Here is a 12,904-nt window from a genome sequence, read left to right on the forward strand (position 1 = left end):
GACTCGACTGAAACTGGAGAGAACCATGGAAGCACAAGTTCTGGGCATGACTGCGATTGCCGTTTCTCTGTTGATCGGCCTGGGTGCCCTCGGCACTGCGATCGGCTTCGGCATCCTCGGCGGCAAGTTTCTGGAAGGCGCCGCGCGTCAACCGGAAATGATCCCGCAACTGCAGGTCAAGATGTTCATCGTTGCGGGCCTGCTCGACGCCGTGACCATGATCGGTGTAGGTATCGCTCTGTTCTTCACCTTCGCCAATCCGTTTGTCGGTTAACGTCGCCGTTCGTGGCCCACGAGGCCTCCGGTGACCCTAACCCCAAACCTGTGACGCGAGAGGTGCTGGCGTGAATCTGAACCTTACACTGATTGGTCAGGCCATAGCCTTTGCAGTCTTCGTCTGGTTCTGCATGAAGTATGTATGGCCGCCGGTCATGCAGGCCTTGCAGGAACGACAGAAGAAGATTGCCGATGGTCTGGATGCAGCCAGCCGTGCGACCCGTGATCTCGAACTGGCTCAGGAAAAAGCCGAAGAGACACTGCGGGAGAGCAAGGAGCAGGCGCAACAGATCCTCGAACAGGCCAACAAGCGATCCAATCAGATCGTCGAAGAAGCTCGCGAGACTGCGCGGGCCGAAGGCGAGCGCATCATTGCAGGCGCTCGCAGCGAAATCGATCAGGAGATCAATCGCGCGAAGGAAGAGCTGCGTGCCCAGGTATCGCTGCTGGCCGTGGCCGGCGCCGAGCGCATCCTGGAGTCCTCCATCGACGAAGCCAAGCATCGTGAGCTCGTCGACAAGCTCGCTGCCGAGCTCTAAGGAGGCGCACCATGGCTGAATCGTCTACCGTCGCTCGACCCTACGCCAAGGCGGCGTTCGAGTTCGCGCGCGATCAAAAGGCGCTCCAAGCGTGGTCCCAGAGTCTGTCACTGGTCGCCCAGGTGGCCGCTGACAAAGATGTCCGTGAACGTATTCTAGGCAACCCGCGGCTGACTGCCGAAGACAAGACGCGTCTGCTGCTGGAAGTCTGCGGTGACGAACCCTTCGACGAGGGTGTGGGAAACTTCCTGCGCCTCGTCGGCGAGAAGGGGCGTCTGGCTGCGTTGCCCGACATCCATGACGAGTTCGAGGCGCTGCGCGCTCAGGAAGAAAAACGGGTCGATGTCACTATCGTCTCTGCTTTCGAACTGGACGACGTGCAGCAGAACGTGCTCGCCGAGGCTCTGAAGAAGCGCCTGAATCGTGAAATCTCCATTACCACTCAAGTGGACCGCGAGTTGCTAGGTGGCGTGATCCTGCGCACGGGAGACACCGTCATCGACGGTTCCGTGCGCGGTCGATTGCAACGTCTGCGCGAAGCGCTCACCGCTTGAGTTCGAGGGACATGGCATGCAGCAACTGAATCCTTCCGAGATCAGCGACATCATCAAACAGCGTATCGATAAGCTGGATGTCGCCTCCGAGGCCCGTAATCAGGGCACCGTCGTCAGCGTCGCTGACGGCATCGTTCGTATCCACGGCCTGGCCGATGCGATGCTGGGCGAAATGATCGAATTTCCCGGTGGCGTCTTCGGCATGGCGCTCAACCTCGAGCGCGACAGCGTCGGTGCCGTGGTACTGGGCGACTACCTGGAACTCGAAGAGGGCATGACCGCGCAGTGCACCGGTCGCATCCTCGAGGTTCCGGTGGGTCCCGAGCTGATCGGCCGTGTGGTCGATGCGCTGGGCAACCCGATCGATGGCAAGGGTGATATCGACACGAAGATGACCGATGCGATCGAGAAGGTCGCTCCGGGCGTCATCACGCGTCAGTCCGTCGACGAGCCGATCCAGACCGGCCTCAAGTCGATCGACGCCATGGTGCCGATCGGCCGTGGTCAGCGTGAGCTGATCATCGGTGACCGTCAGATCGGTAAATCGGCGGTAGCGCTCGACGCGATCATCAACCAGAAGGGCAAGGGCGTCACCTGTATCTACGTCGCCATTGGCCAGAAACAGTCGACCATCGCCAACGTGGTGCGCAAGCTCGAAGAGCATGGTGCCATGGAGCACACCATCGTGGTTGCCGCCGGCGCCGCTGATCCGGCTTCCATGCAGTATCTGGCACCGTATGCCGGCTGCACCATGGGCGAATATTTCCGCGATCGTGGCGAAGACGCGATGATCGTCTACGACGATCTTTCCAAGCAGGCCGTCGCTTACCGTCAGATTTCGCTGCTGCTGCGTCGTCCGCCGGGCCGCGAAGCCTATCCGGGTGACGTCTTCTATCTCCACTCTCGTCTGCTCGAGCGTGCCGCACGCGTCAATCCGGACTATGTCGAAAAGTTCACCAATGGTGAAGTGAAAGGCAAGACCGGTTCGCTGACCGCATTGCCGATCATCGAGACCCAGGGCGGCGACGTCTCCGCGTTCGTTCCGACCAACGTGATCTCGATCACCGACGGCCAGATCTTTCTCGAGACGAGCCTGTTCAACTCCGGTATCCGTCCGGCGATCAACGCCGGTCTCTCGGTATCACGTGTGGGTGGCTCGGCACAGACCAAGATCATCAAGAAGCTGGGTGGCGGTGTACGTCTGGCGCTCGCGCAGTATCGCGAGCTGGCAGCGTTCTCGCAGTTCGCGTCCGATCTCGACGAGGCGACCCGCAAGCAGCTCGAGCATGGCCAGCGTGTCACCGAACTGATGAAGCAGAAGCAGTATTCGCCGTTGTCCGTAGCCGAGATGGGGGTGACGCTGTACGCCGCCAACGAAGGTTTCCTGGATGACGTCGCGGTCGACAAGGTGCTGGACTTCGAACGTGCGCTGCACGACTACATGAAGTCCGAGCATGCCGATCTGCTCGACAAGATCAACCAGAGCGGCGGCTACGACGACGAGATCCAGAAGGGTCTCAAGTCGGGTCTCGAGTCGTTCAAGTCCACTCAGACCTGGTAAGCGACGCGGCTCGCTCCATCGCGTGATGTGAGCGGGCCGGCTTGCCCGACTGAGCGGCATGAATCAGGGTGATCCGAGATGGCAGCTGGAAAAGAGATCAAGTCCCAGATTGGGAGCATCAAGAACACGCAGAAAATCACCAGCGCCATGGAAATGGTCGCTGCGTCGAAAATGCGTCGGGCTCAGGAGCGTATGGCGGCCAGTCAGCCCTATGCCAAACTGATCCGCCGGGTGGTCGGCCACGTTGCCAAGGCCAACCCGGAATACCGTCACGACTATATGATCGAACGCGACGTCAAGCGCGTCGGCTATATCGTCGTTTCCAGTGACCGCGGGCTCGCCGGCGGCTTGAACGTCAACATGTTCAAGGCGGTGGTCAAGCATGCGCGCGACTGGGACCAGAAAGGCGTCGGTGCCGATTTCGCGGCCATCGGCAGCAAGGCCGGCGGCTTTTTTCGCAAACGCGGCGGTAATCTGCTGGCGGCGAAGAAAGGCCTCGGCGATGCGCCGGAAGCCCAGGATCTGGTCGGTAGCGTCAAGGTGATGCTCGATGCCTTCGATGAAGGCAATCTGGATCGGCTCTATGTGGTGTACAACGAATTCGTCAACACCATGAGCCAGAAACCCGTCGTGCGTCAGCTACTGCCACTCGAGGCAGTGGGTAACGAAGTCGAAGGGGAAGAACAACCCGGTCCTGGCGATACGAAGAAGAGCTGGGACTACCTGTATGAGCCGGATGCCAAGACCCTGCTCGATCACCTGCTGGTTCGCTATGTCGAATCTCAGGTGTATCAGGCCGTGGTGGAGAACGCGGCTTGTGAGCAGGCCGCGCGCATGATCGCGATGAAGAACGCGACCGACAATGCCGGCGATCTGATTGACGATCTTCAACTGGTGTACAACAAGGCGCGTCAGGCGGCCATTACCCAGGAAATTTCGGAAATCGTCGGTGGTGCCGCGGCGGTATGACGACATCGCCGCCCGAGTGGCGGCGGTCTCGAGTACGGCTTGGCTAGGCGTCGCGCGAATGAAGTCACTTCGTGCGGCGCCCTACAGGTTTCATTTGCAGGTTTACGAGGAACCACTATGAGCGGACGTATCGTACAAATCATAGGCGCGGTGGTTGACGTAGAATTTCCGCGGGACGACGTACCCAAGGTCTACGACGCGCTGACGGTCTCGGGCAGAGAGGCCGTTCTCGAAGTACAGCAACAGCTCGGCGACGGCGTGGTTCGCGCCATCGTCATGGGCTCCAGTGAAGGTCTTCAGCGTGGCATCGAGGTCGTGAATACCGGTGCTGCGATCTCCGTGCCGGTAGGTACGCAGACGCTGGGCCGGATCATGAACGTGTTGGGCGAGCCGATCGACGAAGCCGGCGCCATTGGCGACGATGCCGTGCGCATGCCGATTCACCGTCAGGCGCCTGGTTATGCGGATCAGGCCGCTTCCAGCGATCTGCTGGAAACCGGCATCAAGGTCATCGATCTGGTCTGCCCGTTCGCCAAGGGCGGCAAGGTCGGTCTGTTCGGCGGTGCCGGTGTCGGCAAGACCGTCAACATGATGGAACTGATCCGTAACATCGCCACCGAGCACAGTGGTTATTCCGTATTCGCCGGTGTCGGCGAGCGTACTCGTGAAGGTAACGACTTCTATCACGAGATGAAGGAATCCAACGTTCTCGACAAGGTCGCGCTGGTCTACGGCCAGATGAACGAGCCCCCGGGCAACCGTCTGCGCGTCGCGCTGACCGGTCTGACCATCGCCGAGAACTTCCGTGACGAAGGTCGCGACGTACTGCTGTTCGTCGATAACATCTACCGCTATACGCTGGCCGGTACCGAAGTGTCGGCACTGCTGGGTCGTATGCCGTCGGCGGTAGGTTATCAGCCGACGCTGGCCGAAGAGATGGGCGCGCTGCAGGAGCGTATCACTTCGACCAAGACTGGCTCGATCACCTCCGTCCAGGCCGTCTATGTGCCTGCGGATGACTTGACCGACCCGTCTCCGGCAACGACGTTTGCGCACCTGGACTCCACCGTGACGCTGTCGCGTTCGATCGCCGAGCTGGGTATCTATCCGGCCGTCGATCCGCTCGACTCCACCTCGCGGCAGCTGGATCCGCTGGTCGTCGGCGAAGAGCACTACAACATCGCTCGCGGTGTGCAGAACGTGCTCCAGCGCTACAAGGAACTCAAGGACATCATCGCCATCCTGGGGATGGACGAGCTGTCCGACGAGGACAAGCTGGCCGTGGCCCGAGCGCGTAAGATTCAGCGCTTCCTGTCGCAGCCGTTCTTCGTCGCCGAGATCTTCACCGGCGCGCCCGGCAAGTACGTATCGCTGCAGGAAACCATTCGTGGCTTCCAGGGCATTCTCAACGGCGATTACGACGATATGCCGGAGCAGGCCTTCTACATGGTTGGCACCATCGACGAAGCCGTCGAGAAAGCCAAGAGCATGAAGTAAGCCTGCAGACTCCCGGGAGATATCGCTATGGCCACATTTCAGTGTGACATCGTCAGTGCCGAGAAGGAGATCTTCTCGGGCAGCGTCGAGCAGCTCATTGCTGCCGGCGTGGCCGGCGATCTGGGTATCCTGCGTGGTCACGCGCCGCTGCTGACCGAGCTAAAGCCCGGTCCGGTGCGCGTGATTCAGGAAAACGGCGAAGAAGAGCTCTACTACGTCACCGGCGGCTTCCTCGAAGTACAGCCGGACGTGGTCTCGGTGCTGGCGGATACCGCCACTCGAGCCAGCGATCTCGATGAAGCGGAAGCCGAGCAGGCGCGTCAGCATGCTCTGGCCTCGCTCAACGAGAAGCAGACCGAGCTCGACTACGCGCGAGCCTCCGCCGAGCTGGCCGAAGCCACCGCTCAACTGCGTACGCTGCAACAATTGCGTCGCAAGGGCGGTCGCGGCTAACGGCATCGCCGCGCAAGACCCGAAAGGCGACTCTCCTGAGTCGCCTTTTTTATGGTCGCCAGGGCAGGGGCGTTCGAGGATCTGTCAGTGGTGTCCTCAAGCGCTAGAATGACGTCCAGTTTCCATTGATCAAAAGGATAAACGCCATGACCCTCGACGTCGTGATACTGGCCGCCGGCCAAGGCACCCGCATGCGCTCGAAGACGCCGAAGGTGCTGCACAAGCTGGCGGGCCGCCCGCTGGTTCAACACGTCGTCGACACGGCGGCGGGGTTGGACAATGCCCGGTTGCACGTGGTGGTCGGCCACGGCGGCGAGACGGTGCGCGAGGCTTTGTCGGCCTCGACGTCGGACGATCGTGAACTCGCCTTCTGCGAGCAGACCGAACAGAAAGGCACCGGACACGCGGTGGCCCAGGCGCTCGACGGACTCGGTGACGGCAAGGTGCTGGTCCTCTACGGCGATGTGCCGCTGATCCAGGCCAGGACTCTCGACACGCTGCTCGAGGGCGTCGACGAGCAGCACATGGCGCTGTTGACGGTGACGCTCGACGACCCCACCGGCTACGGCAGGATCGTGCGCAACGGAAGCGATGCGGTCGTCGCCATCGTCGAACACAAGGATGCCGATGCCAAGCAGCGCACCATCCGCGAATGCAATACCGGGATCATGGCGATGACCAGCGCACAGCTGCAGCGCTGGTTGCCCCAGCTTTCCGCCGAGAACGCCCAGGGCGAGTATTACCTGACCGATGTGATCGCCATGGCCGCTGCCGACGGCGTCGAGGTCAAGGCCGCGCAGCCGAGCTCGCCGGTCGAGGTCGAGGGGATCAACGATCGGCGCCAGCTGGCGTCACTGGAACGTGCCTTCCAGCATCGTCAGGCGGATCGATTGATGGCGGCCGGCGTCAGTTTCGCGGATCCGGAACGCTTCGATCTGCGTGGCGACGTCACCGTCGGCCGGGATATCCAGATCGACGTCAACGTGATCCTGGAAGGGCAGGTCACGCTGGAAGACGATGTCGTCATCGGTCCCAACTGCGTAATCAAGGACTCGATTCTGCGTCGAGGTGCCCTGGTGAAGGCCAACAGCCATCTTGAAGGTGTCGAGATGGGCGAGGGCAGCGACTGCGGACCGTTCGCACGCCTGCGTCCCGGTACTCGGCTCGGCGGCAGAGCGCATGTGGGTAACTTCGTCGAAACCAAGAACGCCACCCTGGGTGACGGCGTCAAGGCGGGCCACCTGAGCTATCTGGGTGATACCGAGATCGGCCGCGATACCAACATCGGCGCTGGCACCGTCACCTGCAACTACGATGGCATCAACAAGCATCGTACTCTGATTGGCGAGTGCGTCTTCGTCGGTTCCAACAGCTCGCTGGTCGCCCCGGTCACCATTGGTAATGGCGCCACGATTGCCGCGGGTTCCACGATCACCCGTGCGGTGGCCGACGACGAGTTGGCGATCGGGCGCAGTCGTCAGGTCGTCAAGCAGGGCTGGCAGCGGCCGGTGAAGATGCCGAAGTCTTGATTCATTGTCTTTGGCGCTCATTCGAGTGAAAAGAGCTAACTACTGACGAGGTCCTTACGACCCTTGTCGTCGTTATCGCGAGGGGAAAGCTCCTCGCGCTCCCCTTTTTCGCGCCACAGGCTCAATTAGCCCCGAGTCGATCTTCGTCGACGCTTCGGGTCGGCGCGCAAGGACGTCCCTGTCCCGGCGCGCCTCTAGCGACCTGCTTCGCTAAAACATCCTGTCCCGCTTGCAGGCCGGAGCTGGCCATCCATGGCCAGCTCGTTCGGCGAACCAAACATCACTCAGATGTCTGGTTCGCCTTACCCATGTCGCTAGACCCGGCTTGCCGGTGGTCGCTCGGGTTGAGCCTGAGAGGCGCTATCGGGTGCTTCTTTCCGACAGATGTGGAAATCCTGCCGGTTTCCACTTCGTATCCTGGCACTTAACGTGCCATGCACTGCTGCCAGCGGTCGTCGACCCGCTTTGCAAACCACGCCGTGGTCAGGTTGCGGGTGATCTTGGGGCTCTCCAACTTGATGCCGGGTAACCGTGCGTAGGAGATGGGCTCGTTCTCCTGCTGCCGCGCCAGCGCATAGACTTTCTCGTAGAGGTCGGTCTGCTCGAAGTCGAGAGAATCCTCTTTTTCCAGTGCGTCGCGAATATCACCGTCGTCCATGCCCAACCTGGCTTTCAGTGTGCGTACCGCCAATTCGGTCTGGCCTGCCTTGAGCGAGCCGGGAATAATCAGGTCACCATCCAGCGCCAGCGGAATACCGGAGAGTTGAGTGACGGCCGCCTGAAATGCGGCGTTACGGCTGGCGTACCAGCCGGCGTTGAAGTCGGCGAAGCGGTAAATGGGTTTGTCGTAATTGGCGGGATAGCCGAACAGGTGGGCAATGCCGAAATAGAGCCCGCCGCGCCGGGTGAATACCTCGTGACGGATCGAGCCATCGATCGGATAGGGATAGTTCTCGGCGTGTTCTTGCGCGAAATCGACGCTGACCTGCATCGGGCCGCCGGTGTGCACCGGGTTAAGGCTGCCGAAGAGCTGGCGACCCAGCGGTGCCATGTCGATGAAATCCTCGAAGATCTCGCTCATCTCGCGCTCGGTGGTCACCGAATTCAAGCGCTGGTTGTAGGTCTTGCCGTTGGGTGATTCGAGATTCAGGCCGGCGTCGACCAGAAAACCGGGAACGTGTAGCGCGCTGGCGCGTCGGTCGATCTCCTGCCGGGCGATGGTCGAGAGATTGGGCACGCTGGGGTCGGCTCTGTAAGTCGACTCCTGCTCGATCACTGCCAGCACCGAGCAGAGATTGTCTCGAGTCGCGGGTAGATTCTGGGCCGAGAATGCAGCGGTGATGTCCGTTGCCCAGCCATCACGGTCATCGGCGCTCGCCGGAATGAGTGTCACCAGCTCGCTTTTCACGCTCGCCGGACGCTGCTCGAAGCCGGGTTGCGGAGCCTGCGTGCTGCAGCCGGCCAGCAGGGTGACGACAAGCGCCGAGAGCCAGCGGTAGTTCGAATAAATCGTGGCTTTTTTCATGCGCTCAGATGCTCCACCAGGCGCTGCATCATCGCATCGCAGCGTTCGAGCTGATCGAGGGCGATGAACTCGTCCGGCTTGTGACCCTGATCCATGCAGCCGGGGCCGCAAACCACGGTGGGAATGCCGGCTTCATGAAACAGTCCGCCCTCGGTGCCGTAGGCAACGGTGCCGAAGTCATCGCGATCCGACAGGGTGGCGATCAATCGCGCCACGTCGCTCGTCGCCTCGGTCGTCAGCCCTGGATAAGCCTGTAGCGGCTCGAAGACGATATCGGTATCGGGTTCGACGGCGCGCATTTTGGGGATGAGTTCCTGGTCGGCGTAGTCGCGCATCTCGCGTTCGACATCATTGGCATCGAAGCCGGGCAGCGAGCGCACTTCCCAGTCGAAGCGACACTCAGACGGCACGATGTTGAGCGCTCGACCGCCCTCGATCACGCCGGTCTGGACGGTCGAAAAGGGCGGATAGAAGCGCTCGTCATGGCGGGCGGGATCGGCCAGACGCTCGCCGATCTCGTTGAGGCGAACGATCATCTTGGCGGCAGTTTCGATAGCGTTGACGCCCTCCGGTGCATAGGCGGAGTGGCAGGGCACACCATGCACGCGGCAGCGCACGCCGAGCTTGCCCTTGTGACCCAGCACCGGCTTGAGCTCGGTCGGCTCGCCGATGATGCAGGCGAGCGGCTTGTGCGGTCTGCCTTCCAGCATCGAGATGATCGAGCGCACGCCGAGACAGCCCACTTCCTCGTCATAGGAGAACGCCAGATGCACCGGCGTTTCGAGCTTCGCCGCCTTGTAGCTCGGCACCGCCGCCAGCACGCAGGCAATGTAGCCCTTCATGTCGGTGGTACCGCGGCCGTAAAGCTTGCCGTCGCGCTCGGTCATCTCGAACGTCGGTACGGTCCAAGGCTGGCCGTCGACCGGAACCACATCGGTGTGGCCGGAAAGCACCACGCCACCCCGATCAGTCGGGCCGATGGTTGCCCATAGATTGGCCTTGCTGCCCTCGTCGTTGTGAATCAGCTCGCTGTCGACGCCGTGCTGGGCGAGGTAATCGCGCACGAATTCGATCAGCGCGAGATTGGACTCGCGGCTGACTGTGGCGAAGCTGATCAGCTTGCCGAGGATCTCTTGGCTGGTCATGCGATGTCTCTTCGATTGTGGTTGTTGACTAGGCGAACCATGATGCCCAGCTCGTGTGGCAGTGACCACCGCGTCGTATCATTCCTTGGGTAAGCTTGACGAATTTTAGTGTTTGGATTTTGATTCGCACCTGCTATCTTTCAAATCGAAAGCTAAAACGCGAAATTCGAAACTTACTCTAATTTAATCGAAACCCATGCCGAAACGCGACACCGCTCAGCGCCGTCACGCCATTCTTGCCTACGTCAACGAACATGGGGAAACCCCGGTCGAGACGCTGGCGAGTCGTTTCGCGATTTCCGAAGTGACGATCCGCAAGGATTTGAACACTCTGGAGCGCAGCGGCCTGTTGCTGCGTCGTTACGGCGGGGCGGCACCGTTGCCCCAGGAAATGCTCGCCGAGCCGGCACAGGCACTTTCCCCCTACAAGCAGGCCATCGCCCGGGCGGCGCGAGCGCGTATTCGCGAGCACAACCGAATTATCGTGGATAGCGGCACCACCACGGCGGCGCTGATCGGCGAGCTGGGTGGCCTGCGCGGTCTGGTGGTGATGACCAATTCGCTCGCCGTGGCCGCGGCGCTGCGTGAACTGGAGTCGGAACCCGCGCTACTGATGACCGGCGGCACCTGGGACCCGCATTCGGAATCCTTCCAGGGCCAGGTCGCCGAGCAGGTATTGCGGGCCTACGATTTCGATCAGCTCTTCGTCGGTGCCGACGGCATCGACCTCGACCGCGGTACCACCACCTACAACGAGCTGTTCGGCCTGACCCGGGTGATGGCCGAGGTCGCCCGCGAGGTGGTGGTGATGGTGGAAGCCGACAAGATCGGCCGCCGTATCCCCAATCTGGAACTTCCCTGGGCACGCATCGATACGCTCGTCACCGACTGGCGAATCGACGCCACGGCGGCAGAGGCCATCGAGCTCCAGGGCACGACGCTGGTGGTCGCGCCCGAGCCGGCCGGCCGAACCGACGGATAACTTTCAAGGACATCGATCATGTGTGGAATCGTCGCTGCGCTGGCCGCGCGTAACGTGCAAGGTATTTTGCTGGAAGGGTTGAAGCGTCTCGAATATCGCGGCTATGACAGCGCGGGCATGGCCGTACTGAACGCCGTCGGCGAGCTCATGCGGCAACGCGCCAAGGGCAAGGTCGCCGCCCTCGAGGAGAAACTCGCCGAGCGTTCCTTGACCGGCAAGATCGGCATCGCGCATACCCGCTGGGCGACCCACGGCAAACCGTCCGAAGTGAACGCTCACCCACATCTGGCGCGCGAACGGTTGGCAATCGTCCACAACGGCATCATCGAGAATTACGAGCCGCTCAAGCGTGAATTGGAAGTTGACGGCGTAGTGTTCGAATCGGAGACCGATACGGAAGTCGTGGCCCACCTGATCGACCGCGCCTTTGCCGAAAACAACGACTTGCTCGCCGCCGTGCAGACCACCCTCGACAAGATCGACGGTGCCTATGCGCTGGCGGTGATGCACGCCGATGCGCCGCGAGAAATCATCGGCGCCCGCAAGGGCAGCCCGCTGGTGGTTGGAGTCGGCATCGACGAGAACTTCCTGGCCTCCGATGCGCTGGCGCTTTTGCAGGTCACCGACCGCTTCATTTACCTGCAGGAAGGCGACGTGGTGCGCCTGTCTGATGCCCACGGCATCGAAATCTTCGATACCAACGGCAAGCCGGCCGAACACCCGGTACATACCTATGAGCACGGCGATGCCGCTGCCAGCCGTGGCGAGTATCGTCACTTCATGCTCAAGGAAATTCACGAGCAGCCCGCCGTGATCGCCGCCACGCTGGAGGGCCGGTTGAGCGGTTCCCACGTGCTCGAAAGCAGCTTCGGTGTCGGCGCCAGGGCGCTGTTCGAGCGGGTCAAGCAGGTGCATATCGTCGCCTGCGGTACCAGCTATCACGCCGGCATGGTGGCGCGCTACTGGCTCGAGAAGTTGGCCGGCCTGCCGACCACGGTCGAAGTCGCCTCCGAGTATCGCTACCGTGAAGTCGTCGTGCCGGAAAACACCCTATTCGTCACGCTATCCCAGTCCGGCGAGACCGCCGATACCCTGGCGGCGCTTCGCTATGCCAAGAGCCGTGCCAAGAGCCGTGACAAAACATCGGGTTACCTGGGGACTCTGGCGATCTGCAACGTCCCCGGCAGCTCGCTGACACGGGAGTCCGATCTGGCGCTGATGACCCAGGCCGGCCCAGAGATCGGCGTCGCCTCCACCAAGGCCTTCACCACTCAGCTCGTCGCCCTAATGCTGCTGACGCTCTCGCTGCGTAAACAGCGCGGTGACGAGCGCGAAGCATCACTGGTCCAGGCCCTACGCGGCCTGCCGACGGTGCTCGACAGCGCGCTGTCCATGGACGGGCCGATCGCCGAACTGTCGGAAGCCTTCGCCGAGAAGCATCATGCGCTGTTCCTGGGCCGCGGCACCCAGTTCCCGATCGCCCTGGAAGGCGCGCTCAAGCTCAAGGAGATTTCCTACATCCACGCCGAGGCGTACCCGGCCGGCGAACTCAAGCACGGCCCGTTGGCGCTGGTCGATGCCGATATGCCGGTGGTCGCCGTCGCCCCCAACGACGAACTGCTGGAGAAGCTCAAGTCCAACCTGCAGGAAGTCCGCGCCCGGGGCGGCGAGCTGTTCGTGTTCGCCGACGAAGGCGTCGCGCTGACCGCCGCCGACAATCTGCGCGTGCTCCATGTACCGCCTGTGGATGAATTGCTCGCCCCCATCGTCTACACCATTCCGCTGCAGCTGCTCTCCTACCACGTTGCCGTGCTCAAGGGCACCGACGTCGACCAGCCGCGCAACCTGGCCAAGAGCGTGACGGTGGAGTGAGG

The 12,904-nt window shown here is 61.8% G+C and carries 12 protein-coding genes; 10 read left to right on the forward strand and 2 right to left on the reverse strand.

The features are described 5' to 3' along the window. The first annotated feature begins 25 nt into the window (after window positions 1-25). The 8 genes from atpE (at window position 26) to glmU (ending at window position 7,378) form a co-directional block, all read left to right on the forward strand. Complete coding sequence (gene atpE, locus DOM27_RS01570) at window positions 26-274, forward strand: F0F1 ATP synthase subunit C (RefSeq protein ID WP_011508579.1); 249 nt, start codon at window positions 26-28, stop codon at window positions 272-274. Window positions 275-344: 70 nt separating this feature from the next. Further along, window positions 345-815 (forward strand): F0F1 ATP synthase subunit B, encoded by a 471-nt coding sequence (locus DOM27_RS01575; RefSeq protein WP_075561470.1) that lies wholly within the window; start codon window positions 345-347, stop codon window positions 813-815. An 11-nt stretch (window positions 816-826) separates the two neighbouring features. Then, a complete protein-coding gene (locus DOM27_RS01580; RefSeq protein WP_110654309.1) occupies window positions 827-1,369 on the forward strand; it encodes a F0F1 ATP synthase subunit delta in 543 nt (180 codons plus the stop codon). Between the two features lie 16 nt (window positions 1,370-1,385). Beyond that, window positions 1,386-2,930: a F0F1 ATP synthase subunit alpha gene (gene atpA, locus DOM27_RS01585; RefSeq protein WP_110654310.1), complete on the forward strand. Its 1,545-nt coding sequence runs from the start codon at window positions 1,386-1,388 to the stop codon at window positions 2,928-2,930. 78 nt (window positions 2,931-3,008) lie between these two features. Next, the gene (atpG, locus tag DOM27_RS01590; protein ID WP_110654311.1) at window positions 3,009-3,899 is read left to right on the forward strand and encodes a F0F1 ATP synthase subunit gamma; all 891 of its coding nucleotides are present in this window, start codon (window positions 3,009-3,011) and stop codon (window positions 3,897-3,899) included. A gap of 117 nt (window positions 3,900-4,016) precedes the next feature. Further along, a complete protein-coding gene (gene atpD / locus DOM27_RS01595; protein ID WP_110654312.1) occupies window positions 4,017-5,396 on the forward strand; it encodes a F0F1 ATP synthase subunit beta in 1,380 nt (459 codons plus the stop codon). A 27-nt stretch (window positions 5,397-5,423) separates the two neighbouring features. Beyond that, a complete protein-coding gene (locus DOM27_RS01600) occupies window positions 5,424-5,849 on the forward strand; it encodes a F0F1 ATP synthase subunit epsilon (protein ID WP_075570031.1) in 426 nt (141 codons plus the stop codon). Between the two features lie 146 nt (window positions 5,850-5,995). Beyond that, the gene (glmU, locus tag DOM27_RS01605; RefSeq protein WP_110654313.1) at window positions 5,996-7,378 is read left to right on the forward strand and encodes a bifunctional UDP-N-acetylglucosamine diphosphorylase/glucosamine-1-phosphate N-acetyltransferase GlmU; all 1,383 of its coding nucleotides are present in this window, start codon (window positions 5,996-5,998) and stop codon (window positions 7,376-7,378) included. A 424-nt stretch (window positions 7,379-7,802) separates the two neighbouring features. On the opposite strand, the gene DOM27_RS01610 is transcribed toward glmU, so the two are convergent. Together DOM27_RS01610 and argE are read right to left on the reverse strand one after the other, a co-directional pair. Then, window positions 7,803-8,903, reverse strand: coding sequence for a DUF1615 domain-containing protein (locus tag DOM27_RS01610; protein WP_110654314.1), 1,101 nt, complete (start codon window positions 8,901-8,903; stop codon window positions 7,803-7,805). Continuing rightward, a complete protein-coding gene (gene argE / locus DOM27_RS01615) occupies window positions 8,900-10,117 on the reverse strand; it encodes an acetylornithine deacetylase (protein WP_280952105.1) in 1,218 nt (405 codons plus the stop codon). The genes DOM27_RS01610 and argE overlap by 4 nt, the downstream gene beginning before the upstream one ends. Before the next feature lie 127 nt (window positions 10,118-10,244). On the opposite strand from argE, the gene DOM27_RS01620 reads away from it, so the two are divergent. Together DOM27_RS01620 and glmS are read left to right on the forward strand one after the other, a co-directional pair. After that, the gene (locus DOM27_RS01620) at window positions 10,245-11,030 is read left to right on the forward strand and encodes a DeoR/GlpR family DNA-binding transcription regulator (protein WP_110654316.1); all 786 of its coding nucleotides are present in this window, start codon (window positions 10,245-10,247) and stop codon (window positions 11,028-11,030) included. A gap of 18 nt (window positions 11,031-11,048) precedes the next feature. After that, window positions 11,049-12,902, forward strand: coding sequence for a glutamine--fructose-6-phosphate transaminase (isomerizing) (glmS, locus tag DOM27_RS01625; protein ID WP_110654317.1), 1,854 nt, complete (start codon window positions 11,049-11,051; stop codon window positions 12,900-12,902). The last annotated feature ends 2 nt before the right edge of the window (window positions 12,903-12,904 follow it).

This window comes from Salinicola halimionae (genome assembly GCF_003206065.1).
Classification (GTDB): domain Bacteria; phylum Pseudomonadota; class Gammaproteobacteria; order Pseudomonadales; family Halomonadaceae; genus Salinicola; species Salinicola halimionae.